Source organism: Leptospira brenneri (assembly GCF_002812125.1).
Lineage (GTDB): Bacteria > Spirochaetota > Leptospiria > Leptospirales > Leptospiraceae > Leptospira_A > Leptospira_A brenneri.
In genome coordinates this window covers 367,955-393,396 of the sequence record NZ_NPDQ01000002.1, presented here as the reverse complement: position 1 = coordinate 393,396, position 25,442 = coordinate 367,955, and the positions used below count along the sequence as shown (strand labels likewise).

Annotated in this window: 27 protein-coding genes and 1 tRNA gene; 10 read left to right on the top strand and 18 right to left on the bottom strand. The window is 39.2% G+C overall.

Going from position 1 to position 25,442, the window contains the following annotated elements:
• Nucleotides 1-2: 2 nt before the first annotated feature.
• Genes pbpC through CH361_RS05240 form a run of 4 tightly spaced genes read right to left on the bottom strand, consistent with a single transcriptional unit; the run spans nucleotide 3 to nucleotide 3,412 of the window.
• Nucleotides 3-2,111 (bottom strand): penicillin-binding protein 1C, encoded by a 2,109-nt coding sequence (gene pbpC, locus CH361_RS05255; protein ID WP_100790030.1) that lies wholly within the window; start codon nucleotides 2,109-2,111, stop codon nucleotides 3-5.
• Nucleotides 2,089-2,703, bottom strand: a complete 615-nt coding sequence (locus tag CH361_RS05250) for an RsmD family RNA methyltransferase (protein ID WP_100789774.1) — start codon at nucleotides 2,701-2,703, stop codon at nucleotides 2,089-2,091. The genes pbpC and CH361_RS05250 overlap by 23 nt, the downstream gene beginning before the upstream one ends.
• Complete coding sequence (locus tag CH361_RS05245; RefSeq protein ID WP_100789773.1) at nucleotides 2,704-3,231, bottom strand: hypothetical protein; 528 nt, start codon at nucleotides 3,229-3,231, stop codon at nucleotides 2,704-2,706. It abuts the gene before it with no gap.
• 1 nt (nucleotide 3,232) lies between these two features.
• Nucleotides 3,233-3,412 (bottom strand): hypothetical protein, encoded by a 180-nt coding sequence (locus CH361_RS05240; RefSeq protein ID WP_004787310.1) that lies wholly within the window; start codon nucleotides 3,410-3,412, stop codon nucleotides 3,233-3,235.
• A gap of 157 nt (nucleotides 3,413-3,569) precedes the next feature.
• Between CH361_RS05240 and CH361_RS05235 the strand changes: the two genes are divergently transcribed.
• From CH361_RS05235 to CH361_RS05215, 5 genes are all read left to right on the top strand, one after another.
• The gene (locus CH361_RS05235; RefSeq protein ID WP_100789772.1) at nucleotides 3,570-4,499 is read left to right on the top strand and encodes a hypothetical protein; all 930 of its coding nucleotides are present in this window, start codon (nucleotides 3,570-3,572) and stop codon (nucleotides 4,497-4,499) included.
• Complete coding sequence (locus CH361_RS05230; RefSeq protein WP_425268667.1) at nucleotides 4,496-4,918, top strand: hypothetical protein; 423 nt, start codon at nucleotides 4,496-4,498, stop codon at nucleotides 4,916-4,918. The genes CH361_RS05235 and CH361_RS05230 overlap by 4 nt, the downstream gene beginning before the upstream one ends.
• A complete protein-coding gene (locus tag CH361_RS05225) occupies nucleotides 4,911-5,324 on the top strand; it encodes a SufE family protein (RefSeq protein WP_100789771.1) in 414 nt (137 codons plus the stop codon). Before CH361_RS05230 ends, CH361_RS05225 begins: the two co-directional genes overlap by 8 nt.
• Nucleotides 5,325-5,398: 74 nt before the next feature.
• Nucleotides 5,399-6,586 (top strand): serine hydrolase domain-containing protein, encoded by a 1,188-nt coding sequence (locus CH361_RS05220; protein WP_100789770.1) that lies wholly within the window; start codon nucleotides 5,399-5,401, stop codon nucleotides 6,584-6,586.
• A gap of 4 nt (nucleotides 6,587-6,590) precedes the next feature.
• On the top strand, nucleotides 6,591-6,902 hold the full coding sequence (locus CH361_RS05215; RefSeq protein ID WP_100789769.1) for a hypothetical protein: 312 nt from the start codon (nucleotides 6,591-6,593) through the stop codon (nucleotides 6,900-6,902).
• Nucleotides 6,903-6,916: 14 nt separating this feature from the next.
• Here CH361_RS05215 and CH361_RS05210 read toward each other — a convergent pair whose 3' ends face one another.
• The 3 genes from CH361_RS05210 to CH361_RS05200 are packed head-to-tail and all read right to left on the bottom strand — an operon-like array spanning nucleotide 6,917 to nucleotide 10,008.
• Complete coding sequence (locus CH361_RS05210; RefSeq protein ID WP_100789768.1) at nucleotides 6,917-7,834, bottom strand: TonB family protein; 918 nt, start codon at nucleotides 7,832-7,834, stop codon at nucleotides 6,917-6,919.
• Complete coding sequence (ruvB, locus tag CH361_RS05205; RefSeq protein ID WP_100789767.1) at nucleotides 7,815-8,840, bottom strand: Holliday junction branch migration DNA helicase RuvB; 1,026 nt, start codon at nucleotides 8,838-8,840, stop codon at nucleotides 7,815-7,817. Before ruvB ends, CH361_RS05210 begins: the two co-directional genes overlap by 20 nt.
• 1 nt (nucleotide 8,841) lies before the next feature.
• Nucleotides 8,842-10,008: a trypsin-like peptidase domain-containing protein gene (locus CH361_RS05200; RefSeq protein ID WP_208861388.1), complete on the bottom strand. Its 1,167-nt coding sequence runs from the start codon at nucleotides 10,006-10,008 to the stop codon at nucleotides 8,842-8,844.
• A gap of 123 nt (nucleotides 10,009-10,131) precedes the next feature.
• On the opposite strand from CH361_RS05200, the gene CH361_RS05195 reads away from it, so the two are divergent.
• Entirely contained in the window at nucleotides 10,132-10,692 is a 561-nt protein-coding gene (locus CH361_RS05195; protein ID WP_100789765.1) for a DJ-1 family glyoxalase III, read from the top strand.
• A 72-nt stretch (nucleotides 10,693-10,764) separates the two neighbouring features.
• Here the strand turns inward: CH361_RS05195 and CH361_RS05190 are convergent, their stop codons facing one another.
• The 8 genes from CH361_RS05190 to rpsT form a co-directional block, all read right to left on the bottom strand.
• Entirely contained in the window at nucleotides 10,765-11,121 is a 357-nt protein-coding gene (locus CH361_RS05190) for an STAS domain-containing protein (protein WP_100789764.1), read from the bottom strand.
• A gap of 43 nt (nucleotides 11,122-11,164) precedes the next feature.
• Entirely contained in the window at nucleotides 11,165-12,766 is a 1,602-nt protein-coding gene (locus CH361_RS05185; protein ID WP_100789763.1) for a carboxyl transferase domain-containing protein, read from the bottom strand.
• Nucleotide 12,767: 1 nt separating this feature from the next.
• Nucleotides 12,768-13,673: an alpha/beta fold hydrolase gene (locus tag CH361_RS05180; RefSeq protein WP_100789762.1), complete on the bottom strand. Its 906-nt coding sequence runs from the start codon at nucleotides 13,671-13,673 to the stop codon at nucleotides 12,768-12,770.
• Nucleotides 13,674-13,675: 2 nt separating this feature from the next.
• The gene (locus CH361_RS05175) at nucleotides 13,676-14,707 is read right to left on the bottom strand and encodes a GlmU family protein (protein ID WP_100789761.1); all 1,032 of its coding nucleotides are present in this window, start codon (nucleotides 14,705-14,707) and stop codon (nucleotides 13,676-13,678) included.
• A gap of 3 nt (nucleotides 14,708-14,710) precedes the next feature.
• Nucleotides 14,711-16,546, bottom strand: coding sequence for a glutamine--fructose-6-phosphate transaminase (isomerizing) (glmS, locus tag CH361_RS05170; protein ID WP_100789760.1), 1,836 nt, complete (start codon nucleotides 16,544-16,546; stop codon nucleotides 14,711-14,713).
• Nucleotides 16,531-17,907, bottom strand: coding sequence for a phosphoglucosamine mutase (gene glmM, locus CH361_RS05165; protein WP_100789759.1), 1,377 nt, complete (start codon nucleotides 17,905-17,907; stop codon nucleotides 16,531-16,533). The genes glmS and glmM overlap by 16 nt, the downstream gene beginning before the upstream one ends.
• A gap of 105 nt (nucleotides 17,908-18,012) precedes the next feature.
• Nucleotides 18,013-18,085 (bottom strand) — tRNA-Val (locus CH361_RS05160).
• 103 nt (nucleotides 18,086-18,188) lie between these two features.
• Nucleotides 18,189-18,464: a 30S ribosomal protein S20 gene (gene rpsT, locus CH361_RS05155; protein WP_100789758.1), complete on the bottom strand. Its 276-nt coding sequence runs from the start codon at nucleotides 18,462-18,464 to the stop codon at nucleotides 18,189-18,191.
• A 120-nt stretch (nucleotides 18,465-18,584) separates the two neighbouring features.
• Here rpsT and CH361_RS05150 point away from each other — a divergent pair, with 120 nt between their 5' ends.
• From CH361_RS05150 to CH361_RS05135, 4 genes are read left to right on the top strand one after another with little or no spacing between them, the layout of a single operon-like run.
• Nucleotides 18,585-18,869, top strand: a complete 285-nt coding sequence (locus tag CH361_RS05150) for a hypothetical protein (RefSeq protein WP_100789757.1) — start codon at nucleotides 18,585-18,587, stop codon at nucleotides 18,867-18,869.
• Complete coding sequence (locus tag CH361_RS05145; RefSeq protein ID WP_100789756.1) at nucleotides 18,866-20,005, top strand: LIC_10450 family protein; 1,140 nt, start codon at nucleotides 18,866-18,868, stop codon at nucleotides 20,003-20,005. Before CH361_RS05150 ends, CH361_RS05145 begins: the two co-directional genes overlap by 4 nt.
• Entirely contained in the window at nucleotides 20,002-20,796 is a 795-nt protein-coding gene (locus CH361_RS05140) for a hypothetical protein (protein WP_100789755.1), read from the top strand. Before CH361_RS05145 ends, CH361_RS05140 begins: the two co-directional genes overlap by 4 nt.
• Before the next feature lie 15 nt (nucleotides 20,797-20,811).
• Nucleotides 20,812-22,341 (top strand): thiolase C-terminal domain-containing protein, encoded by a 1,530-nt coding sequence (locus tag CH361_RS05135; RefSeq protein WP_100789754.1) that lies wholly within the window; start codon nucleotides 20,812-20,814, stop codon nucleotides 22,339-22,341.
• 73 nt (nucleotides 22,342-22,414) lie between these two features.
• On the opposite strand, the gene pheS is transcribed toward CH361_RS05135, so the two are convergent.
• The 3 genes from pheS to CH361_RS05120 are packed head-to-tail and all read right to left on the bottom strand — an operon-like array spanning nucleotide 22,415 to nucleotide 25,442.
• A complete protein-coding gene (gene pheS / locus CH361_RS05130) occupies nucleotides 22,415-23,440 on the bottom strand; it encodes a phenylalanine--tRNA ligase subunit alpha (RefSeq protein WP_100789753.1) in 1,026 nt (341 codons plus the stop codon).
• A complete protein-coding gene (locus CH361_RS05125; protein WP_100789752.1) occupies nucleotides 23,437-24,831 on the bottom strand; it encodes a UDP-N-acetylmuramate--L-alanine ligase in 1,395 nt (464 codons plus the stop codon). Before CH361_RS05125 ends, pheS begins: the two co-directional genes overlap by 4 nt.
• Complete coding sequence (locus CH361_RS05120) at nucleotides 24,828-25,442, bottom strand: hypothetical protein (protein ID WP_100789751.1); 615 nt, start codon at nucleotides 25,440-25,442, stop codon at nucleotides 24,828-24,830. Before CH361_RS05120 ends, CH361_RS05125 begins: the two co-directional genes overlap by 4 nt.

The window sequence follows — 25,442 nt, the reverse complement described above, 5'->3', positions numbered from 1 at the left end:
GATTATCGAACTTCAAATGAAGAAAGAGAGATAACTTTACCATCTCTATCCTTTACTTGCAGACGATATTCTCCCTTCTTCGGTTCCCAGAGATAAGGCCCTCTGACAGAACCGATGTTTTCATCGTTTAAATAATAAGAATAAGAAATATCGTAAGAACTGAAAGTAAAGAGGATTTTTTGACGGCCCAAAGGAATATCTGGATCCAATGCAAATATACTTCCATTTACAGGAGTAAGTATCCTTTGTGACTTTGTCTTTTCAATTCTACTCTCATTAGACGAAGTAGAAGTTGGATTTATTAAATTCATTTCTTCTGGACGATTCAATTTTGAACTGAGAGATTCATGAAATAAATCCATTGTTTCACGCCAAACAGGAGCAGCACCTGTAATCCCCGATACATCTAACATAGGATTTCCTGTCGGATTACCCACCCAAACCCCTACCGTAAAAATTTCCGAATAACCAATACACCAATTGTCTCTCATATCTTGGCTTGTTCCAGTTTTAACAGAAGTATAATAAGAAGTAGATAAAAAATTATCCCAACCAAAGCCCAGAGATCTGGCCTCTCGATCGGCGAGAATTTCTGATACCATATAACTTGAAATAGGTGAAAAAACCCTTCTCTGATTGGATGAATTTTCGGAAAGATCGAATGTTACCGAAGAATAAAGACCGCCATTTGCCAAACTTCGATAGGCATTTGTTAATTCCAATAAACTAATATCTGCTGTTCCTAATGCTAAAGAGGGACCATAAAACTCTGGGTATCGAAGCCCAGAGATTCCTAACCTTTCTAATACAGAAACGAATTCGTTGATGTCTAAAAACGATAAAGCTCGAATGGCCGGAATATTTAAAGAAGATCCCAGACTTTGTCTTACCGTCACATTTCCCTTATAAGATTTATCATAATTTAACGGACGATAAATTCCTTGGTAAACAGGGATTCCAACAGGAGAATCGGAAAGAATTGATTCAGGAGTGAGTTTGTTTTCTTGAAAGGTCTGTGCATAAACGAATGGTTTTAAAGTGGATCCTACTTGTCTTTTGCTTCGAATCAAATCGAGTTTTGAAACAGAACTCTCTTCTCCAATATTGGGAACATAAACAAGAACCTGGCCTGTGCGGTTATCGATTACAACCACAGCTCCATCACTCACATTTTTATTTGCGAGAGTTTTTACATTTCGTTTTAGAATCTCTTCTACCTTTCTCTGGAAGTTAAGAGACAGGGAAACATTCAACTTCGAATAAGGTTTTTCATTTCCTTTGGAAAAATCCAAAACTGCTTTTGTGTAAAGAGGAACAAAAGATGGGTATTGTGAATACTCGAAATTCCGAAATAAACTTTCTCTCACCAAACGAGAAATAGATTCACAATCATCTATCCCATCTCTTTCTTTTTTCAAAAGACAAACACGTTTGATTACTTTTTCGATGGAACTTTGAGGAGATCGAATGAGGGCCGCGAGCAAATAGCTTTCATTAGGTGTCAAAGCCTCAGGAGATTTTCGAAAAAGACCTTTACTTGCAGAAGTGATTCCCCTTAATTCTCCTCTAAAATAGATCAAATTGATATAAGCTGTGAAAATTTCTTCCTTTGACCAAGTTTCTTCTAAGTCCACGGCTCTTTGGATTTGTTTTAGTTTTTGAAAGATTGTTTTTCGTTTTGATTCAAAAGGTTTTAATTCTGGGTCCAAAAGAGAAACAAGTTGCATCGTAATTGTTGAAGCACCGCGAAGGGATGACCCTGTTAAGTTACTCCAAAAAGAAGATATAAGTGCATTCGAATCTAAACCCGTATGTTCAAAGAAACGTTTGTCTTCTGCATGAATCACTGAATCGATTAAAAATTTTGGGAGTTGGTTGTATTCTGTCCATTCTTCTGATCGGTAATCATTTCTAATTCGATATCTTTGAATGAGATCTCCAGTTCGATCAAATACTTGTATGTCGGAAGGTAGATATCCTGATTTTACTTCATTGTAAGTTGGTAAAGAGAAAAGTGGAGATCCAAAAAGTAGAAATAAAATGATAAAAACTAAATTTTGAATGGATCTAGAAACAAAACGATCTGTTTTACAGATCAGAAGTCTCGGCATTTTCATAACCTGTTTCAATGATCAAGTGGCTTCCATACTCTCTCACCTTATGTGGTAGATCCGCCCAAATTTTATTTGTAGGTTGGTGTTCCGGTATTTGGCATAAAATTAAAAATGGTTTTTTTAAAGAGACACAAAAGGAATGGAGCTGCTCCAACATCTCTTTCATTCTGGTGGGGGTTTCCGACCAATACGTATAAGGTGGATCCAAATAAAAAATATAAGCTTCTTCTTCTCCGATCTCCCACTTTAGCGCATGTTTGGTTGCATCTTTCCGAAACAACTGAACATTGGGAAGACCGCGAAATAGAGAATGGAGTTGTCTGAACCTAGTTTGGTCCAACTCATAAGTAAGAAGTCGTTTGGCTGATAAACTATAAGCTTCAGCAGAAATCTGTCCACTACCAGCAAAGTAATCACAAAACAAAATCGAATCAAAACCAATTCCCCAGGAAAGTAACCGCGAATCCATCAAAGAAAAAATTGCCTTTTTCACTAGACTATTGGTAAAATTCAAATGGCCTGATACATCAGGTGGTGACGGAATTTCTTTACCCTTCCACTTACCTTGTGATATACGTAACCCTTTCATTTATTTACCCGAAGATTTGATTTCCTCTAATTGAGATAACACATATTTGGAGGGAGAGTTGGCCTCAATTTCTGAAAAAATCTTCTTTGCTTCTGATTCGTTTTTTAGGTCCAAAAGTCCTAACCCATACAAAAGAAGGGCATCATTATACTTAGGGCTTTGTTTTCCCGACTTTTGAAATTCTTTTCCCCATTCAATGAGTAAATCAGGCTCACCAAAAACAAGTGCTCTTTCCATAAATAGGTAAACAGCGTTCCAATAATGAACCGATGATCTAAAGTTAGGTGGAACATCTCGAACCACCTTAGATTTTAATTGGGTCCAATTCTCTTCCGTGGAAACATAAAGAAAAAAAATCCGAGGATCCTTCTCCGTTTCCGACCCATTCAAATACTGAAGGGATCCTTTGGATACTGTGGCATAATTTCCTTTTTTAAATTCTGCATAAAGGGTCGAAAAACCAGAACCTTCACCCCAAAGGAGGGAAGGTAGAATCAAAAAACCAAAAATATACTGAAAATAAGACAAATTACAATTCGGTGATATTAGAAGATCCGCACATAGGGCAGATCAATTCCCAAGAATCGAGGTATTCATCCTCCCCTTCGGCTTCCCAACGGTGGTCACAATCCTCACAAGCATACGTTACGACGTCTTCGTTGAGGCTATCAGCATCGAATTCGTCATCATCTAAAAAGTCATCTTCCATACCCTTCCCACTAAATCACAAAGAAAAAGCCGTGTCAAGTGGGGAGGGCAAAAAAAAATGGGAACCAACGATGGCGATTTACTCCCGGTACGAACCGCACAGAAAGAAGAAATCAAAGACCCCGCTATTTCTATTGGTTTTAGCGCTTGGTCTGTCCGTGTTAGGGTTTACCTATAGAAAAGAAATTTATTTTCTTTTTGCAAAAGACCAAAGTGTCAGAGCGGAAAAAACCAAAGAAAAAACAATCGAACTTTGGAAATCAGGAAATCTGAAAGAAAAGGACATAGAAGACTTCCAATCGATTGCAACCACCTATTCGGAAAAAGATCCCACTGACCCCGTTGCTTTTCATTTGATTGCCCGAAGTTTATTTTGGAATTTATATCGAATTGGAATCTATTTCGATCACGATAGTTTGATTTTACATTTGGGATCCGAATTCAAAGATTTTCTAGGATCTTCTGTTCTTGCGGATTCCACTTTGGATTCCATATTTTGGAATGCAAGGACTGCCGAGTCCTTTGCCTCCTCTCCATTTTCTGACTGGGAAAATAACAAAGTATTGTTATTCCTTGGAGAAACACACCGCCAAGTAAAACGTCCACAAGTTCTCATCAATGAGTATGGAAGTTTGGATCGTTCTAAACTCTCCCCAGAGTTCCAAACCGTTTATATTTGGTTACTCACCTTCAATACTATGTTAGCTGGTGATGCTAGTGGACTCGACAAACTCATAACCATCACGAAAGATCCAACTTACAAAGTGGGAATTCAATTCACTCCTAGAGAGGAGAATTTTTTACGTGGTCTTGGGAAGTATTATAAAAAAGATTATGTAGGTGCTTTGTCACTACTCAGACAAGCGAAGTCAAATAATCCAGATAGAATTACCGAAACTTCAATCATCACGGAAGCCACAATCTTTCACTTACAAAATCTTTCCCAAAAAGGAATTGATTTATTAGAAGAATTTTACCTTTCTACGGGCAAAAGAAATCCAGAGATCCCTCTCCTTGTTGCAAAAATGATTTCCGAAAAACCGGGAACCAAAACAAAATTAGACTTAACACCGGAAAAAAAAGAATGATTGGTTTAGTTTCCCGACTATCTAGTTTTTCATCCAAAAACTTGATAAAAAGTTTTATCATCTCAAACAAAAGTTTTCTTTTTATATTCTTTTCCGTTTCTTTTTTCAACTGCGGATTGTTTTATAAAGGAGTTCCTAAGGCAGGTGAGTTTTGTTATGTTCTTACGAAACCTCCCGAATGTTTGTATGTAGACTTTGAATCCAAAAAATTAATTTGGAATGGTGTAGAATATACTTTGGAAGAAAAACTCCGAATGGATTATTTTTTTAAATCCAATGGAGAGTTGTACGAACTAACGGTTTCCACAGTCAATCGAGTCGATTTAAAAAATCTTACTACTGCAAACTTTAATCAGTTCTACATGAGGAAAAAAGAAAAATTTTCAGAAATCCCTGTACCGAGTATCAAACATGAGTAAGTCGATAGAGGAAATTCAAAAAGAAATCATAGCTGAATTTTCCGATCTCACTGATTGGGAAGAGAAATTTCAATATTTGATTGAGTTAGGTGAAGAACTCCCTCCCTATCCAGATGAAAAACGAACAGAAGAATATATAGTCCCTGGCTGCCAATCTCGAGTTTGGGTCGCACCGAAACTCGAATTAGGAAAATTAGAATTTGATGCTGATAGTGATACTGCTCTCACCAAAGGTCTAATCGCAATTCTGATACGAGTATTTTCAGGACAATCTCCACAAGATATAGCAAATGCCTCACTCAGTTTTATAGAAGAAGTAGGTCTTGCAAAATTTTTATCTATTTCAAGAAGAAACGGACTATTTTCCATGGTACAAAAACTAAAGGGATATGCAGAAAAAGCATAATCTCTTTCTTTTTTCCTTTGCAATCTGATCTAACCCCGCATAGAATTCTGAAACGAATCTGAATTAGGAATTCTATGAAACAAAGCCTTGTCCTTGCCCTCCTTATTTTATTTACCTTTCTACACTGTGGTAAAGACCTCTCTCCTTTTGGAGGAGAACCTGAAGTCACAACCCTCACCGAACGATTAAAACCAGAATGGCCAAGTCCCAACTGGAAAGTAGTTTCTCCCGAATCCGTTGGAGTGTCTACAAGCAAACTTAAGTTAGTAGAAGAATATGCTTTCACTAGAACCGGAGATGAAACTGATAGAAAAGGAAGAAGAACCGATGCACTTGTGATTTTAAGAAATGGAAAACTCATATATGAAAAGTATGGGAGAAATTTTTCCGAAGACAAAGTGCATTTAACTTGGTCAGTTTCCAAAAGCATTTTACAAACTATGTATGGAGTTGCCGTCAAAGCTGGGCTTGTTAAATTAGATGACCCTGGTTATTATCATTATGAACCACTTAGTCGTGACGAAGCTCATAAAAAAATCACCATTCGACATTTACTCAATATGTCCTCTGGCCTTGCTGCAGAAGAAGGATACGAAAGTGGGCCACTCAAATCATCTGTGATTGCTATGTTGTATACGAGGGGTCGTAAAGATATGGGAACATTCTGTGCTGGCCTACCTCTTCGTGCGGAACCTGGAACCCAAGTTTACTATTCTAGTTGTGACACCAATATCCTTTCTGCTATTCTAAAAAAAGTATATGGCGCTGAAGAATACGACAAACTTCCTTTCGAAAAAATCTTCAAACCACTAGGGATTACCAATGTAACTTTTGAAAGAGATGGTTCTGGAACTTATATTGGGTCTTCTTATCTCTATATGACAGCCAAGGATCTAGCAAAAATAGGTTATTTGTATTTGAATGATGGAGTTTGGAACGGTGAACGTCTGTTACCTGAAGGATGGGTTCAATTCACTAGAACTCCTGCTCCTGGATATAAAACAACACCTTACTCAGAAGACTTGGCAGAAGACAATTATACAGCTCATTGGTATGCCAACACAGGAGTGCCAGACAGAGGAATCCACGAACCTTGGCCAGATGCCCCTAAAGATACCTTTGCTGGTCTTGGGCATTGGGGACAAATGTTGTATGTAATTCCTAGTTTAGATTTAATTGTGGTTCGGTTTGGAGATGATCGCGAAAAAGCGTTTATCAAAAATGATTTTTTAAAATTAGTAAAAGAGTCTGTAATTCGGTAAGTTTATGAAAAGAAAAATCTCTGTTCTCATTTCTTTATTATTTTTATTCCTTTTGTTTTGGGCACAATGGAATTGGAAACATTTATCCAGTTTTCCATCCATCATCTCCAGTTTTTATTCAAAGGAATTTTGTAGTTGTTACTTTGTGATGGAACTTTCGGAAGAACAGTGTCACAACTTTGCTCGCCAGTGGGTTCCTATCAGTGAATTTAATCTAGATAAAGAAAACAAGTCGGTAACTGTGAAAGGACTTGGACGAACCAATACAACCAAGTATCTTTCCAAAGATTATGGCTGCACTCTTGTATCAGATTAATTCGTAATTTGTAACTAACGATAGTAGCGGATTCCAGGAAAAATGAAGTTGATTCCAAAGATAAGGCCTTTGGACTTAACTTCTTCTGGAACAGGACCAAAGTTTTGACCACGAATGGAATCCAAACAAGCTTGGTCTACCACCACTTGACCTTGTGAACTCACAAGTCGAACATCCAACACTTGGCCTTGTTCGCTTAACATAAACAAAACTTTGGTTTCCCCTTCTTTGATTCCTTCTCTTGCCACAACACCTGCAATGTCGCGATAGGCATAGTTTCCACCACCAGGGGGAGCAAAAGATTCCTCAATTCGTTTTAACATATTTTTAAAATAATAAAAACCTGCTAATTGTTTGGTGGGGATGGTAAGAGCCTTGGCACCATCCCATCGAAATAAAAAATCCTGTTGGAAGCGATAGTTAAAAGGAATTTTTGTCATTTGTCCAGAACTTGCGGATTGGTTTGGACTTTCTTCGGAGTTAGAATTGGTTTTGGGATCCGCTTTAAAAATTCCTACTTCAAAGAGTTCTTCTTCTTTGGATTGTTCTGATTTGGGTTGGGCTTTGCTCGGAGTAGAGGCAGAACTACCCATGATGAATTCACGAAATTGTGTTAGAGTATGAAAACCTTGTTTTTCAGTAATTCCACCACCACCCGACGAATCTTTGTTCGAAAGAGCTTTGTATTCATCTTTTTTATCTGGGTTGATGAACTGTTGTTCTACTAGAACTTCGTAAATTTTTTCCTGTTCTTTCGGCCCTAACATCTCAGAAGCTTGTTCTTCGGCCCACATCTTCCAAAGCATATTTCTAGTGATGAGGTGTGCGAGTACAAAGGATGACACAAGGACAACAAAGGTGAATGCAAAGAAAAGTCTGCGTTCCCCTTCTTCCTTTTCAGGCAATCGGAAATCAAAAGAGAGTTGGGCCATTTTCACGATTTTCACTTATATTTCCAGTATACACAATTCCCAAATGTTCGTAAGCCTTTTTCGTAGCCACTCGGCCTTGCGGGGTACGATCGATGAGACCTACTCGCACGAGAAAGGGCTCATAAGTGTCCTCTAAGGTGCGTTCCTCTTCTCCAAGGACAACGGCAATGGGTTTGATCCCCACGGGGCCTCCGCCGTAGCGATTGATGAGGATGTCCAAGATTTGACGATCCACGGAATCAAGGCCCAAATGATCCACACCCATCCTTTCAAATGCAAACCGACAGGTATCTAAACTAACAGAAGTTTCGTTCCGAACTTCTGCAAAATCCCGAACTCGTTTCAAAAGATGGTTAGCGATCCTGGGAGTTTTACGGCTTCGTTTTCCAATCTCTAAAGCGACCCCTTCTCCGAGAGAAACTCCAAGTAGTTTAGCCGAGCGATCCACTATGATTTGCATCTCCCCATCCGTATAAAAATCAAGTTTTAGATGGATCCCAAATCTTGTCTTTAAGGGTTCACTCACAAGTCCGGAACGAGTGGTGGCACCCACCAAGGTAAAGGGCTGGAGTTGGATCTGAAGGGCATTGGCCGTGACTCCTTCGCCAACCACAAGATCTACAAAGAAGTTCTCCATGGCAGGATACAAAAGTTCTTCCTGTTTTTTGACAAAACCATGGATCTCGTCGATAAAGAGGACTTCATTTGTTTTGAGAAGGGTTAGAAAACGCACCAAGTCTGCACCTTTGGAGATGGCAGGAGCGGAAGTGGGGGTGAAAGCCACTGCCAATTCATTGGCAATGATATTGGCGAGTGTGGTCTTGCCGAGCCCAGGAGGGCCGGAAATCAAAACATGGTCGAGGGGGCTCTTTCGTTTCCGAGCTGCCTCCACGTAAACCGAGAGATTGGCCAAAACCTCTTTTTGTCCGATAAACTCAGATAATTTTGTGGGGCGAAGGCTAGGTTCATCTTCGCCCGGTTGGATCCAATCTTCTCTTAAACTCACCTCAATTGGGTTTCTGCTCCGGAGTGATGGAAGTCAAGATTTCATTTTTATTTCGAATGATTTTTATCTCAATTCGTTTCCCAATTTTGGAAGATCTGACAAAACCAATGAGTTCTTCTGGAGTTTGGATTTGTTTTCCGCCCATTTCCACAATCACATCTAAAAGTTTCAAACCTGCTTTGTCCGCTGGTGACCCTTTCATGATTTGGCGCACAATGGCACCTTTATTATCTTTTAGTTTTAATTGTTCGATGTCTTCTTCATTCACTGCATCAAGTCCAACACCAATCCAAGGACGAGTGACTTTACCGTTGGTTTTGATTTCTTCCGCAACCCGGCGTGCTTCGTTGATCGGAATGGTAAATCCAATTCCCACTGACCCACCAGACTGAGAAGCAATCATACGGTTGATTCCAATGACCTCTCCTCTGATGTTAAGAAGTGGACCTCCACTATTTCCTTGGTTGATGGCAGCATCCGTTTGGATATAAGAAAGTCCGGAAGAATCAATTCCCCCGCGTTGCACCGCAGAAACCACTCCAACCGTGAAGGAATGTTCAAAGCCCAGGGGAGCACCAATCGCAATCGCCCAGTTTCCCACTTTGACTTTGTTGGAATCAGCAAGAACAATCGGACGAAGTGTTCCCTTAGGAGCATCTATCTTGAGTAAGGCGATGTCCATGGTCTCATCAGAACCAATGAGTTTGGCTTCAAAGGTTTTTTGGTTTTTAAACTTAACTGTAAGTTTGTCCATGTCTTTGATCACATGGTGGTTTGTCATAATATAACCATCTTCGTTAAGAACAATCCCAGAACCAAGGCCAGATTGTTTTTGTTTCATGACACGCGATCCACCATTGGGGCGTCCAAAAAAATGATCAAAATACGGGTCTCCCGAAAAGGGATGTTGTTGGAAATTGACTGTCCTTTCTGTGGCAATCGAAACCACACTAGGAGACACTTTATCAAAAACTTCTTGGAAAGCATCTTCCAGAGCTACGGCTTGTGTCTGAGCCGGAGACAATTTATCACTTCCATCTGCTTTGAGTTGCAGAGGATTTTCGGATGAATCTCCACATGTAAGTATGGGTGACAAAAATGTTCCCAAAAGTAAAAAACTAAAGGCAATCGCAAGGTAACGTAAAGGATTCGTTTTTTTAAGAGTCATAGACAATTAACTTTCTCTCCTACTATATAAGACCCCTGAAGTTCCAGGAAAGTTCTCATTTCTTGGGATCGTTTTTTTACAAAAAAACTTGAACATTTTGTATAAAGTCAATGAAGTCTTTCTATGGCAAAACGAGTTTTTATCCCACTCTGTACGGGCTTCGAAGAAATGGAAGCCATCATCCTCATCGATGTTTTACGAAGAGGGAATGTGGAAGTGGTTTCGGGTGGTAAGTCCAAAGATCCCATCTTAGCTTCGAGAAAAACTCTCCACTTAGCAGACAAAATTTTTTCGGAAATCATCCCCGATGATTTTGATGCCATCCTTCTTCCAGGTGGTTTAGAAGGAACGAGACAACTCATGAATGATCCAGAGATTAGTAGAATTTTAAAATCATTCCAAACAAAAAATAAAATGATCGGAGCCATCTGTGCCGCCCCGAATGTTTTACGAAACTTAGACATCATCACAGGAGAAGATCCTTATACAGCTTTTCCTTCCAACGAAGACCTAACCAAAGGAAAAGGAGGAAAATACACTGGCCAAAGGATAGAATCGTATAACAACATTCATACGAGTATTGGGCCTGGTTCTGCTTTTGAATTTGCTTTGTATATTTTAGAAAAATTAGAAGGGAAGGATGTGATGGAAAAAGTAAAACTGGGGTTACATCTACCTAAATAAACAAAGTAGGATAGATAAAATCAATTTTGTCTAAAGATAGAAGACTCTAATTGATTCGATTTGTTACAGAAACTATTCGGAAGAATCTCTTTCTTTGACCAAAGAAAGAACAGCCTTTTCTTCTGAATCAAATACTTCTAAATGACTTTCCATTCCAGTGAGTTTGAATACCTTCGCTACCGATCCGTGGACACTGCATACCTTTAGGTTTCCATGGTATTTTTTGAGTTTGTACATGGCTGTTACCAATGTCCCAATTCCAGAACTATCCATAAAGGGAACCTTTTCCAAGTTCACAACAATTTCGTATTGGTGTTTGCGCATCTTGTCATCCAGAATGTCTTTCAATTCTTTTGCATTGTACAAATCAACCTCACCTTCTATGGAGATGATAGCGACTTGGTTGGATGACTTCTCTTGGATGATCATTTGTAGTTAGTTTGCATTCTGAATGAGAATGAAAAGACAAAAATTACATTCGAAAGACACCAAATGGTTTTCTTTCTTCTTTTCTTCGGCTGAGAACAGACAAAGCCCTTCCTAAAACTTTTCTAGTATCTGCGGGGTCGATGATTCCATCGTCCCAAAGGCGAGCGGAACTATAGACGGCAGAAGATTTCTTTTCATAATCTTCTAAAATTGGTTTTTTAAAAATGGTCTCTTCACCTTCTGCGATGGTTTCGCCTGCTGCTTCTTTTTGGTCTTTTTTCACAGTCCAAAGAACGTTTGCGGCTTGTTCTCCGCCCATAACAGAGATTCGCGCATTCGGCCACATCCATAAAAATTCGGGAGCAAAAGCACGACCGCACATTCCGTAATTTCCAGCACCGTAAGACCCTCCAGTAACAATAGTTAACTTTGGTACAGTAGTAGTGGAAACCGCATTTACCATCTTGGCACCGTCACGTGCAATTCCATTGTTTTCGTATTTTTTTCCTACCATAAACCCTGTGATGTTTTGTAAGAATAAAAGAGGGATTCTCCTTTGGTCACAAAGTTCAATGAAATGAGAAGCTTTGAGTGCCGACTCAGAAAACAAAACTCCATGATTTGCGATGATTCCCACAGGGTAACCATAGACTTCTGCAAATCCAGTGACTATGGTTGTGGCATAGAGTTTTTTAAATTCATGAAATCTTGAGCCATCGACAATCCTTGCGATGATTTCTCTTGGGTCGTATGATTTTCTAGAATCCCTTTCGATAATTCCATAAATTTCCTCTGTAGGATACAAAGGTTCTTCTGTAGATTTAGGAAGCGTTTCGGTTTTCAGATTTAAATTTTTAACAATGGAACGAGTGATTTCTAAAGCATGGAAATCATCTTCTGCATAATGGTCTGTCACTCCTGAAACACGACAATGAACATCAGCCCCACCTAACTCTTCGCCAGTGACCACTTCTCCCGTTGCTGCTTTTACAAGAGGAGGACCACCCAGAAAGATGGTTCCGTTACCCTTAACAATCACCGATTCATCAGACATAGCGGGAATGTAAGCCCCTCCTGCTGTGCAAGACCCCATAACGACTGCTATCTGCGAAATACCTTTAGCACTCATTCGTGCTTGGTTGAAAAATATTCTTCCAAAGTGATCCTTATCCGGAAACACTTCATCCTGCATGGGTAAAAATGCCCCACCTGAATCCACTAAATAAATACAAGGAAGAGAATTATTCTCTGCAATCTCCTGGGCACGAACGTGTTTTTTTACTGTAAGAGGATAGTAGGTTCCTCCTTTGACTGTGGCATCATTGGCAACAATCATACAGTCCACACCTTCTACCTTTCCAATCCCAGTAATGATTCCTGCAGAAGGAACAGGATCCGAATAAACTCCTTCTCCCGCAAGACCACAAATCTCCATAAACTCAGTTCCCAGATCAATGAGTTCCGCAATACGTTCCCGAGCAGTCAGTTTTCCTCTTGATTTATGTTTTTCAAGAGCTTTCTTACCACCACCTAACTTCACTTGTTCGATTGTTTTACGAATAGGGACGATGGTTTCCAAATATGCTGTACGATTGGCAATAAATTCGGACGTGTTAGGGTTCGCCTTGGAGATGATTCTTTCCATATTAATCCTTATTTTGTTTATTAAAATGAAAGGTTTTTGTTTTTTTATGCGAGAAGGAATCTACAAAGTAGTGAAGTTTTTCGAAAACAATTTCAGGACATTCTTCCATAGGAAGATGTTTGGAAGGAAGGAAAACAAGACTACTTGTTCGCAAAGTTTCCTTCATATACTCGGTTTGGTTTGGAGAAATACGGAAGTCTTCCTCTCCTAAATAAATTTGGCGAAGACCTACAAAGTTTTTTGCACCCTCTTCAATTTCACGAAGCGCATGGGTAGAACGATCCACATTCCGAACAAATTCCAGTGTATTTTTTCGAGCTTTCCCTTCGAATAATAAATGATACATTGTTTTTTCCCATTCATAAGTGAGATGGTGTGTTTTTTTTACTAAAAATAGTTTATAAAAAAAACGAAGGAGTGGCGGGCGAAATAAAAAAGAAAAAACTTCACCCACTAACGGCAAACGAAGAAAATGTAAGGGAAAATAAAACCGAAACTTTGGTAAGTTCATAAACCCACCCAAAATGGATAAGGATTTATATTGATTGGCATGTTCTTTAAACGTAAAACAAAGAATGGGAAGAGCATAATCAAAAGCTACAACGTGAACTTTTTTATCCCCCACTACCTTCTCTAAAAAAGGAGCTAAATAATGTGCTTGGAGCCTATGAGAAAGTGGTCCATCAGGTCTTGAGCTAAACCCTGTTCCTAAAAAATCAAGTGCAATCACTCGGTAATGAGTTGATAACAAATCTACCAATTTACGATAGTTATATGACGTTGTCAAAAAACCAGGAAGTAGAAGAATGATCTCTTCACCTTTTCCTTCATCTAAATAAAAAAAACGTAAATCATCAATTTCTACTGTTTTTCCGGAATTGATATGTTCTAACAAACTGGGCGTCATGTTTACTCCACAAGATTTCCGTATAACTTTCTTAAATACTCTTCTTCAAAATCAAAAAGATTCATTCCACGTCGTGCCATAATTTTTTTGGTATCAAAAAGAAACTCTTCTAAACGGTAACGACCACCTGGCTTAATCCAAGTAAATGCAGGAACGTACCCTTGAATTCTAGATTCAACAATATTACTCGCAATATCAAAAACAGTACCTGTATTTGACATCACTCCAATAGCAAGTTTTGTAAATGGGGCAATGAGAGACCCAAACTTAATGGTGCCAGTATTAACAGTCGCATCACCTACCTTTAACTTCACAATTCCGTAATTGTTTTTTAAGTCACTGGTTGTAGATAAGGCACCTAAATTCACCCAAGTAGAGACAAAACTATGACCAAGAAAACCTTCATGGTGTTTGTTGGTATAATCAAGAATGATCGAGTTCTCCACTTCCCCACCAATCCGACACTGGTTTCCGATAAGGCAACCACCTGTGATCCGAGCATTATCAATTTGAGTGTTTTTTCCAACAAAAAGTGGGCCTTCTAAAAAACTAAAGGAAGATATTTTAACACCATCTTCTATGAGGATCGGTCCATGGGTTGTATCAAATACAACTCCCGGGTAAACAGATGCTCCAGGGTGGATATAAAGATGTTTGTCCTTTCCTACAATATGAAATCCTGATTGTTTTGCTTTGTACTTTTGACGAAACCGTTTCCAATCTTTTTCCAAACTTAAAGTGTCTTCTATAATAGAAGTTACAGTTCCCAAAAGTTCCCAAGGAAGGTACGAATCAGAACTATAAATCGAATCGTAAGACTCTAGATTTGCAGGCAGAACATGTGGATATCTATGAAAAATTAATGTTTCAAAATCCGGATTCGGACCTTTATAAAAAATCTTTGCTCCCGGATATTTCCGTTCTAGTTTTTCCAGTAAACTGACTCCACCTAGGTTCCATTCAAAAAAGGAATGAAACCTAGATAAAGGTTGGAGAGACGGATTTCTTTTAGAATCGTCAAGTAGGAGGTTCACTGTTTACTCCACAGTTACAGATTTTGCTAAGTTTCTAGGTTGGTCCACATTGCATCCCCTAAGGATTGCTATATGGTAAGACAAAAGTTGTAAAGGGATTACCGCAAGTAAAGGTACAAGCGCGTCAGCCGTTTTAGGAATTTCAAATGTATAGTCTGCCATGGACTTAATGTCTGTATCACCTTCGGTTACAACGGCGATGACTTTTCCTTTTCTTGCTTTTACTTCCTGGATGTTAGAAATTACTTTTTCATAAGATCCATCTTTGGTAGCTATGAACACAACAGGCATATCCTCATCAATGAGTGCAATTGGTCCATGTTTCATTTCTGCTGCAGGATACCCTTCGGCATGGATGTATGAAATTTCTTTTAATTTCAATGCTCCTTCCAATGCAACAGGGAAGTTGAATCCACGTCCCAAATAAAGAAAGTTAGACGCACGGTAGTATTTTTCCGCAATCTTTAAAATCTCATCGTCTTTTGTTAGAATTTTTGCTACTTTATCTGGGATGGAATCCAATTCTTGAAGTAAAGTTTGGTATTCAGATAAAGAGATAGAACCTTTTTTCAATCCCAAATACAAAGCCATCATCGTTAAGATGGTGACCTGTGATGTAAACGCTTTTGTGGATGCCACACCAATCTCAGGACCCGCATGGAGATAAGCACCTGCATGAGAAGCACGTGCGATGGAAGAACCCACCACATTACAAACCCCAAATATCAAAGCACCTTTGGACTTAGCAAGTTCGATGGCAGCAAGAGTGTCCGCAGTTTCTCCTGATTGAGACACGGCAATGATCACATCTCTTTCTGTCACAATGGGATTACGATAACGAAACTCGGATGCGTATTCTACTTCTGTAGAAATCCGAGCAAGATCTTCAAATAGATATTCACCAATGGAGCCGGCATGCCAAGAAGTTCCACAACCCACAATGATCAAACGATCCGCATTTAAAAACCGATTGAGGTATTGGTCTATCCCACTCATAAAAAGATGGTGTTCCCTTGAAACAAGGCGACCTCGCATCGCATCACGGACAGACTTTGGTTGTTCAAAGATTTCTTTCAACATAAAGTGTGGATACCCACCCTTTTCGATGTCTTCTAAATCAAGTTCCAATTTTTGAATGAATGGAGTTTTGGTTACGTTTTCTAAGTTTTTAACTACCAAATTTCCGTCTTTGATAATAGCCATTTCTTGGTCATTGAGATAAGTTACATTATTCGTATACTCAATGATAGGTGTGGCATCAGAAGCAACAAAGTATTCATCCTCACCAATTCCAATCACAAGAGGAGATCCTTTTCTTGCAGCAATCATCGTCCGATCGTTTTCTTTGGAAAGAATTACGATGGCATAAGCACCAACCACTTCATTCAAAGCAAGACGGACAGCTTCATCAATCGAACAATTATTTTGTTTTTTGATTTCTTCGATTAAGTGAATGAGAACTTCAGAATCAGTATCTGATTTAAAAACATGACCATTCCCTTCTAATTCTTTTTTGATGGATGCATAGTTTTCAATGATTCCGTTATGAATGATGGCAAGTTTCCCATCAGAACTAGTGTGTGGGTGGGCGTTACGGTCATTTGGTTCCCCGTGAGTCGCCCAACGAGTGTGTCCAATCCCAAGAGTTGCTACTAGTTTGCGATTGCCGATTTCATTTTCTAAGTCGGCAACCTTTCCTTTCTTTTTAACGATATCAAGTCCACCGTTTAACAAAGCTACGCCGGCACTATCGTAACCGCGATATTCTAAACGTTTAAGACCTTTGATGATGAGAGGGAGTGCCTCCCTTTTTCCTAAATAACCTACGATTCCACACATTGTTTTACCCTCTTTAAGGTAGTTTCCAAATCGGATTTGGATTTAGTTTCTGTAATCACACGAAAGATTGGTTCTGTATTGGAAGGACGTATATGAATCCAAGAATCGGATACATACATCCAAAGTCCGTCTTTCTCTGAAATCACTTTCGGAGAAAATGCAGACTGAAATTTTTCATAAAGACTTTCGAGAGACATCCCTTTAGCTAAAGGAAAGGATTGTTTGTCCATATACAACGCGGGCAGTTCATCTAAAAGAGCATCCACAGATTTTCCAGTTTCTGCCATAAGGTTTAGAATATGAGCGATTCCGGACAAAGTGTCCCGACCAAAAGATGGAATGGTGGGGTCAATCACACCACCGTTTCCTTCTCCACCGAACACCGCTTTGGTTTTCATCATCTCTTCCACAACATTGGCTTCACCCACTTTGCTGCGAATGACTTCGGCACCAAACCGTGAACCCACTTCTTCATTCAAAAAAGAAGTAGATAAGTTTACCACGACCTTCGATTTTTTCTTGGCGCTGGATAAAACATTCATTAATGCCAACGGCAATGTGTATTCTTCCGAAACTGCACCGCGTTTTGGGGAAAATAAAACAAGTCTGTCCGCATCTGGATCCAAAGCAAAACCAATCTCTGCTTTGGATTTTTTAAAGTAAGGTTCGACTGATTTTAAAGCAGCGGCCGTAGGTTCTGGAGGTCTGGGGAAAGTTCCATCAGGGTTACAGTTGTGAGCCACCACTTTACAACCTAACATTTGTAAAAATTTAGGAACCACATAAGATCCAGCACCACCAACCGCATCCACAAAGACGGTAAATTTTTTCTTTTTGATTTTGGCGACATTCACACGTTTCAAAACAGAAGACAAATGGAGATCAATATAATCTTCCCCAGAATCAATATAACCTTTAGGTGCAATTTGTTCTTTGGGATAAGAGCCATTTTGAATGATCGAAAGAAGTTTCTTATTTTCTTCAGCAGAAAAGAAAAATCCTTTTTTAGAAATAAATTTAAATGCATTCCACTCCATTGGATTGTGAGAAGCAGAGATCATAATTCCGCCATTGGCTTTCGAAAGATTCACAACAGCTTTAGTAGTCGGTGTCGGAACAAGACCTAATGTTAAAACAGAATTTCCAGAAGCTAACAACGCCGAGGTGAGAAGTGATTCTAAATAAGGACCACTGGGTCTCGAGTCCCTTCCAATCACAGCCGTTCCACCATTCATCATAGAAGCGAAGGATTTTGAAAACGCCAAGGCCTCTTCCAAACCAAATCCCTGCCCAATTTTACCCCGAACACCGGAGATGGAAATCATCAGAGAGGACAGATCATACTCTTTCGTAAATCGCATACAATACTATCAAGGCTCGCGGATTCCCACTGCAAGTCTATCTTTTTGCTTTTTGGAATGTGTCAGTGGAGTGGAATAAAAGTGAAGATAAAAAGAAAAACGGTTTGGGCGATGACAGGATTGAACTGCCGACCCGCTGCTTGTAAGGCAGCTGCTCTCCCAGCTGAGCTAATCGCCCGTTGTTATGACCAGTGAACCGGAGTGCAGATTTTTGTAAATCAGATTTAGAAATAAAAAAGGCCACCATTGGTGGCCTCATTCCTTCTAGCTAAAACCAAATGTTAGGCGGCTTTTGTTTCGATGGCGTTGATACGAAGAGCCATACGTGACTTTTTACGATCCGCATTTTTCTTATGAATTAATTTCGTTTTTGCAGCTCTGTCCAACTTGGAAGCAAGTTTGGAGAATACAGTGAGCGCTTCTGTTTTGTTTCCAGCTTTAATTGCTTTGAGAAGAAGGCGAGCATAAGTGCGCAATTCAGTGCGGTCCTCACCATTTCGCTCTTTTCTACGAGCGGTTCTACGAATGTCTTTTTTAGATGATCTTAAATTAGCCAAGGAATGTCCCCTATGAGGAATTTTTACTTATCTTTTGAGTACCACCCTGCCGGTCAAGGCGAAAGAGAAAAAAATGGAACCAAAGAGGGTTCCAAAAACCTCCTCCCTTAGGAGAAAACTATGTTCCCCATCCTACTCTGGATTGATTCCGAACTCTATGAAATCCTAAAACAAAAACATTTGGATCTGGCCCTTGTCATAAAAATGGCTATTTTGTCCCTGAAAATAGAGGGAATGAAGCCGGGAACCTTTGAGAAACGAGAATCTGGCCATTACGAACGTATGGAGCTTAGCCGGTATGATTTTTTTACCTTAAGTTTAATTTCTCGGGAGAAGGAAGTTGACCCGAACGTATTACTCTCGTATGCTTTCACTGAAGCTTTGTTGGAAATTTTACGACTGTGACCCCTGAAAAATCAAAATACAATTACATAAAAATTGGTTCCATTGCAGAAATTGATCCCATCAAATTATCAATTTCGCAAATCCAACAAAGATATATCGACAAAGATAACAATCGTTATGCACTCCGTTTTAACAAAGATACACGTAGAATCGAGATTTTAAAACTGGTTGGCAATCATTTTGAAGTGGTTCCGCCGTCTTCGCTTTCCGCTTCTTCGGAAACACCAAAACCTTCGACAAACCCGGTGACTGCCACAAACTCACAAACAACAACTCAGATCTCTGAAGGTTTGAAATCAAACCCCATATTAGGAAAGTTAGTTGGATCTCAAACACAAACACAACCTAGTCCTAATGAAAAACAGCAAGAATCGCCAAAAGATAAACTTGGTTCGTCCCCAGAAGAAAACCTAATGCGCGAAGACGTGGATTTGGATATATTTGATGGAGAACCACCACCACCCCTTCCCACCAAAGAACCACTTTCACATGACGGACTCCTCAATACTCCTGATTTGCCAAGTCCAAAAGAAACAGAAGAAACGGTAAGTGAAGAACCTAACCTACAAGTTGGAGCCGATTCCGATGAAAAAACTGCATTTCAAAGTATAGAAGACTTTATCAAATTATTATCCACTTATCGAGAACGAGTCACTGCCATCATTCGTAACTTACAATCTTCTCGAATCTTCGAACTGACAGGGGATCCTTCCGAAAATAAAAACATCGTTGGTAACTTTGCTCGTGAAATGGAATCACAGGTTTTCGAGTCCATCGATAAAATGGTCGACCTTCACAAAGAAATGACATCATATCCTCGTCCTATTACGTATTATATCTCAAAAGCACCTGCAGAAAAAAGAGAAGAAATGAAATTTATTGAATCGGATAAGGAAAAATTAAACAAACTCCACCTGTTTGAAATGCAAAGACATTCCGATACTATAGTGAAAGACTTCAAAAAACTAAGTTTGCAATTGTTGAATATATTGAACTTGAAAAATGAAATTCAGGTCAAACAATTACAATATGCAAATCAGTTAATGTACGTAGATGCAAAAAATGCATCTCTTTATTTTGCACAAGATTTGGATAAAACCATACTTGATATAGAGCACTGGAAACAATCGAAATGAAAGAACTGTCGGAAGCAGAAACAAAAGCAATATTAGAAAAAATCAGATCTGAATACAAAGAACACGGAAAACTAAATCCCAAAGCCTTCGACCAAACGGGTTTCGAACAAAGATATTTACAAGTTCTCAAACTTCGCGGAAACATCACAAAATTTCTAACGGAAGAAGTTACTTTCCTAGAACAATTAAAATCCAAATTCCAAGAACTGGCTGCGAAAAAAGAAGCCGCCAAAGCACAAACCTTAAATCGGATTATGGATGAATCCATTGAAAAGTTAGCTAATTATAAGAAGGTAGATTTCCACCCACTCGCCAAAGTAGAAACAAGGTATTTCTATGGAGCCATGTTGGATTTTACAGAAACAGAACTTCCTGTTCTCATTTATATCTTCAAAGGAACACCAGAGTATTCTTTTTTACAAGATGCTGTTTTGCAAGTGGAACGGATTGGAATGACAAGACGTGGCCTTCCATCCATGAAGATGCAAGAGTTTATCAAAACCTTACTTGATGCCAATGGAAATAATATTGTCATCGAAAAAGCCTCTCAAAATCTTTTGAAAGATGGATGTATTGCCTTAAAGAATATTACCGTTTCCGTTCAGGACTTGGTGAGTAAAAACAGAATCAATCCTGATATGATTGTGCAAGTGAATGAAAAAGATTATCCCCATGCACATGCTTCCTTCGGCGGTAAAAAATTTGGAGAAAGCCTCACTCGGATCACTGAACGATGCAAACAAATCATACAAGATTTTCGAATGAATGCGTTGATGAATATGGAAGGATAATTCCAATGTGCCATCATGCACCCAATTCTCCTCGGTGTCGCAGACACCATCGAATCTGAATTTGATTCGGAAGTTTACAAAAATCTTTCTCCTTTAGAAAAATACCACTCACTCCTTTTTCGTTCCGTAGATAAACTTTTTGGATATCTCGGAACAGATCGTGCTAAAATGGCACCATATCTAACAGATTTTGTTTCTATCGAAGCTCAATCTCTTGGTCGCGAGGGTTATGGATTTACAGTCAAAGATTCCAATGATTTGGGATTTGGTGGTCTTGCCTGCCATACTGTGGATTTAGGTGGAGCCAGTGTAGGTGGTGCCATCCAGCAGGCTCATACAATTGTCAAAGCCAATCCCTATGCGGTTGTCCTCGTAGCGGCCGCAGATGTTCCCAAATCCGTATTCAAACAAGTCTCTGACTTAAAACGACTCACTGCTACCGTCTGTCATAAAGATTGGGAAATGCCTTATGGAGCTACACTCATTGGTCTATATTCATTGTTATGTGAAAGAATGATGTTTGATACAGGAGTGACGAGTGAAGATTTGGAAGAAATCACAAAACACTTTCGTGGTTTAGCAGAAACCAATCCCCGTGCCTTCCAATACCAAAAACCACTGACAGAAAAACAATTAAAGAAACCCCTTTCTGGCGTTTATAGCACACCGATGATTGCCATTGTCACCGATCATGGATTTGCTACCCTCATCACTTCTGAAACCATGAAACAGAAGTTAATCGAAAATAAAATCATCAAAAAAGATGCAGAACATATTTATTTAGCAGGTTCTGGCCACAGTGCCCATGCAGAATACTTCATCCAAAAGAAAGACTTAAAAAGTCCAGCCGCCCTTGCTTGCGAAAGAGCCGTGGCTTCCTCTGGATGGAAACGTTCTGATATCGACTACGCTTGGATTTATGACTGTTTTACGGGAATGATCATTCATGAAGCAGGTTTGTATTTTGGAGTTTCACCCAAAGAAACAGCAACGGCACTCCGCAAAGGTAAAATCTCCAATGGAACCAAAGATATTCCGATCAACCTTGGTGGAGGAATTTTAAATTACCAAGCAGCTATGGCCCTTTCTGGTGCCACAGGACTCATTGACATTGTTAGTCAATATGGGCTTGCCGTTGATCCGATTCCAGAAAAACTAGAAAATCCACCTAATGTAAGTTTACTGGGAGGAAATGGAGGGATTGATAGTATTAATTCTGTTGTTATATTTTCCAAAGAAAAACCAAAATCGGAAGCAAAAGAACCACTCACTTTAAAACCATTGGAAGTCAATGTTCCTATGCCCAAAGTTGGAGAAAAGGCAACCATTCTCACAGCTAGTACCATCTATTTCAATCCCGGTGGGGAGAAAAAACCACCTTACCTCATTGTCTGCTCGACCAAAGAAAATGGAGAAATGGTTCTGACCAATCTTTTTAGTAAAGATGGATCAGAGATTGTATCGAAAGAAGGATTGGTACTAGGAAAATCAAAAATAGAATTCCAAGAGAAGGACGGAAAGATCCAAGCGATTTTACTCGAATAAAAGGTCACTGGCTCACCGAAATAACGTTACTCCTACAAAGGTCAGGTCACTGAGCTCGCCGAAGTGACCTGATTCAAAACTGTTTTAAAAATCGTAAATTCCCAGATTGGAAATAACGAATGTCATGGATTCCGTATCGCATCATGACAAGTCGATCCAGTCCAAGCCCAAAGGCAAACCCAGTCCATTTTTTAGAATCAAGTCCTGCTGCTTCTAAAACATTGGGGTGGACAAGACCACAAGGGAGGAGTTCCAACCAACCGGAATGTTTGCATACACTGCAACCATCCCCACTACAAACCAAACAATTGATATCAAGTTCAAAGCCTGGTTCCACAAAAGGAAAGTATCCTGGACGAAGTCTAGTTTTGATTTCTTTACGAAACACACGAGAAAGAAGTGTTTCCATTGTATAAATCAAATGTGCGACAGAAATATTTTCGCCCACAACCATCCCTTCTACTTGGTAAAAAGTATTTTCATGAGATGCATCCACCTCTTCGTATCGAAACACACGACCGGGTGCAATGATTCGAAATGGGGGTTTCAGTTTGCGAAGGGCACGCACTTGGATGGCAGAAGTATGAGTACGAAGTAAGTTTCCATCTTCTGTATAGAAGGTATCTTGCATATCACGTGCAGGATGATCCTCAGTAAAATTGAGAGCCCCGAAATTGTTTTCATCGGTTTCTACTTCTGGTCCATCCATCACAGAAAAACCCATCGAAGTAAAGATATCTTCGATTTCGTATTGGATTTGGGAAATAGGATGAAGGCTTCCTCGTTCTTTAGGAGCAAGCGGTCGTAAACTATCAAAAAATTCCTGGTTTAGTTGGTTTTCATAAAAACTTTCTTTTAAAGAAGAACGTTTTATTTCCACAAAACTTTCGAGTTTAGTTTGTGCTTCGTTCGCTTGTTTCCCCACTGTTTTTTTCTCTTCTACGGATAAGGAAGCAAGGCCTTTTAAAACAGAAGTGAGTTTTCCCTTTTTACCAAGGAATTGATTTTTTAAAGAATCCAATTCTTGTTCTGAGGTTGCAGAAGATAAAATAGATTCGGCCTCTTTGACTAAAGATTCGATTTCTTGGGATAGGCTCATACAGATTCTCGTAATTCTATTAATGATTTTAATTCAGGATAAATTCCACCAAAAGCTCCATTCGACATCGCAAGGATGATGACTTTTTCCTTTTGGAATTTTGGTAGAATCTTTTTTAAGATAGTAGGAATTTCTTTGGGATCTTTTGCATACAAAGCTTCTTTCTTTGTATTCTTTGCGATGTCTTTTACTAATTTTTTTACATTTAGACGAAGAGATTTGTTTACCTTATCGACTTGGTAAACTTCTGTAATCACACTCACATCGCTTCCTTTAAAACATTTTGCAAAATCATCTTGGAAAACATTTCTATGTGAAGTGGCACTTCTTGGTTCGAAAAGAGCAATGATTTTATAACCTGGATATGCTTCTTTGTGAGCTTTGATGGTTTCTTGGATGGCAACCGGATGGTGGGCAAAGTCTTCCACAAGTAGACTTTTTTCAGAAACAAAAAGATTTTCCTGTCTACGTTTGACACCGGGAAAGGATTCCACTGCTTCTATAATTTCTTTTCTTTTTTGAGGTGCGATTTCTAAACAGATACGTGTTGCCACTTCCACATTTCTATAGTTATGCGAACCAATGAGAGATGGTTTTAATTTGGCCTTGGTTCTGATCTCGGATAATACACCCTTTTCGAATTTAAAAATGGAATTTTTATCCCCTAAATCAAAAGATTCCACAGGTGCATGTTTGTATTCTTTGGTAATCTCCACCAGATTTTTGGATCCCTTCCAATAGAACACCTTTCCCCGTCCAGGCACAAGATTTAACAGGCGTTTGAACATAGTTTTAATTGCACTTAAATCGGCAAAAATATCAGCATGATCAAAATCCAATGCGTTCATCGCTAAATAATATGGTCTATAATGTAAAAACTTAGAACTTTTATCAAAGAATGCAGAATCGTATTCATCTCCTTCAATGACAAAGTAGTCACCTTCGCCAATTGCAAATCCTGGATATCCATCTTTGCGAATCCCACCCACAAATAAACCTGGTTTGAGTCCGATCGATTCCAAAATCCAATGTGTTAAAAAAGTAGTCGTTGTTTTCCCATGAGTTCCTGAGATCACGATTGGTTTTTTTCCTTTAAGGAAAAAAGTTCCAATCGCTTGTGCCATACTCATATATTCCATTCCCGTGTTCAGAACCTCTTCGACTTCAGGATTACCACGTGAGATGGCATTCCCAATAATCACTAAGTCCGCACCTTTTACATTTTCTTTATGGTAACCCGATTTAGGTGACAAACCCCATTCCACCAACTTATCAGACATAGGAGGATAAAGATTCTGATCCGATCCAGATACATCATGACCTTGTTGTTTCAGCATATAGGCCAAATTACCCATAGCAATCCCACCAATGCCGACCATAAAGATTTTCAAAAGAGTACCGTCCTAGCCAGGTTGTAAATAAATAGAGGAACAGAAAGAAGAACTAAAAAAAACAAAACCACTTTCATAAGAAAAAATAAAAAATCAAAGGATGACCATTCTCTTCGATGGGAAAGATAATAATACGCTAAATGTAAGGAATAAAGAAATCCAACACCTAACACTAGCAAGGGGATTGGAGCAGGAAAAATCCAAAAGATTCCCGTTGCACTAAATGGAAGATAAGAAATCAAAAATACATGTGGTTCTGGGCCGTCCCAATCTTTGGTTCGGTCACGCATCTGATGATACATTCGAAAACTATCTACAAGCCGAACGAGAATATAAAAACCCAAATAAAAAAAGAACAAGGTCGCCATTCCTTGTGTATAGGTGAGCTTCGTCTCTTCATCAACTGTGGAAACTTTGAAGAGAAGGATTTGTAAGAGATTTCCAAAAAACTTAGCAATGGGTGCCAGAAGGATGAGTTGGAGATGTGCCAACCAGATATCACGTCCACTTAAATCCGTTTTGTGATAGTAGGATTCAAAGGCAGACATGGGAGAATAAAATAAATCTCGGATCATTTCCATCCGAGATGCGATTGTAGAAACTTTTTGCAC

Bases quoted from the DNA above. Each gene is read 5' to 3' on its own strand.
- glmM (WP_100789759.1), bottom strand. From the start codon at position 17,907: ATGCGATTTACGAAAGAGTATGATCTGTCCTCTCTGATGATTTCCATC.
- CH361_RS05150 (WP_100789757.1), top strand. From the start codon at position 18,585: ATGTTCCCCATCCTACTCTGGATTGATTCCGAACTCTATGAAATCCTA.
- pheS (WP_100789753.1), bottom strand. From the start codon at position 23,440: ATGAGCCTATCCCAAGAAATCGAATCTTTAGTCAAAGAGGCCGAATCT.
- CH361_RS05180 (WP_100789762.1), bottom strand. From the start codon at position 13,673: ATGACGCCCAGTTTGTTAGAACATATCAATTCCGGAAAAACAGTAGAA.
- CH361_RS05190 (WP_100789764.1), bottom strand. From the start codon at position 11,121: ATGATCATCCAAGAGAAGTCATCCAACCAAGTCGCTATCATCTCCATA.
- CH361_RS05240 (WP_004787310.1), bottom strand. From the start codon at position 3,412: ATGGAAGATGACTTTTTAGATGATGACGAATTCGATGCTGATAGCCTC.
- CH361_RS05185 (WP_100789763.1), bottom strand. From the start codon at position 12,766: ATGGAAAGAATCATCTCCAAGGCGAACCCTAACACGTCCGAATTTATT.
- CH361_RS05250 (WP_100789774.1), bottom strand. From the start codon at position 2,703: ATGAAAGGGTTACGTATATCACAAGGTAAGTGGAAGGGTAAAGAAATT.
- CH361_RS05140 (WP_100789755.1), top strand. From the start codon at position 20,002: ATGAAAGAACTGTCGGAAGCAGAAACAAAAGCAATATTAGAAAAAATC.
- pbpC (WP_100790030.1), bottom strand. From the start codon at position 2,111: ATGCCGAGACTTCTGATCTGTAAAACAGATCGTTTTGTTTCTAGATCC.
- CH361_RS05135 (WP_100789754.1), top strand. From the start codon at position 20,812: ATGCACCCAATTCTCCTCGGTGTCGCAGACACCATCGAATCTGAATTT.
- CH361_RS05230 (WP_425268667.1), top strand. From the start codon at position 4,496: ATGATTGGTTTAGTTTCCCGACTATCTAGTTTTTCATCCAAAAACTTG.
- CH361_RS05220 (WP_100789770.1), top strand. From the start codon at position 5,399: ATGAAACAAAGCCTTGTCCTTGCCCTCCTTATTTTATTTACCTTTCTA.
- CH361_RS05195 (WP_100789765.1), top strand. From the start codon at position 10,132: ATGGCAAAACGAGTTTTTATCCCACTCTGTACGGGCTTCGAAGAAATG.
- glmS (WP_100789760.1), bottom strand. From the start codon at position 16,546: ATGTGTGGAATCGTAGGTTATTTAGGAAAAAGGGAGGCACTCCCTCTC.
- CH361_RS05215 (WP_100789769.1), top strand. From the start codon at position 6,591: ATGAAAAGAAAAATCTCTGTTCTCATTTCTTTATTATTTTTATTCCTT.
- CH361_RS05225 (WP_100789771.1), top strand. From the start codon at position 4,911: ATGAGTAAGTCGATAGAGGAAATTCAAAAAGAAATCATAGCTGAATTT.
- CH361_RS05200 (WP_208861388.1), bottom strand. From the start codon at position 10,008: ATGACTCTTAAAAAAACGAATCCTTTACGTTACCTTGCGATTGCCTTT.
- CH361_RS05210 (WP_100789768.1), bottom strand. From the start codon at position 7,834: ATGGCCCAACTCTCTTTTGATTTCCGATTGCCTGAAAAGGAAGAAGGG.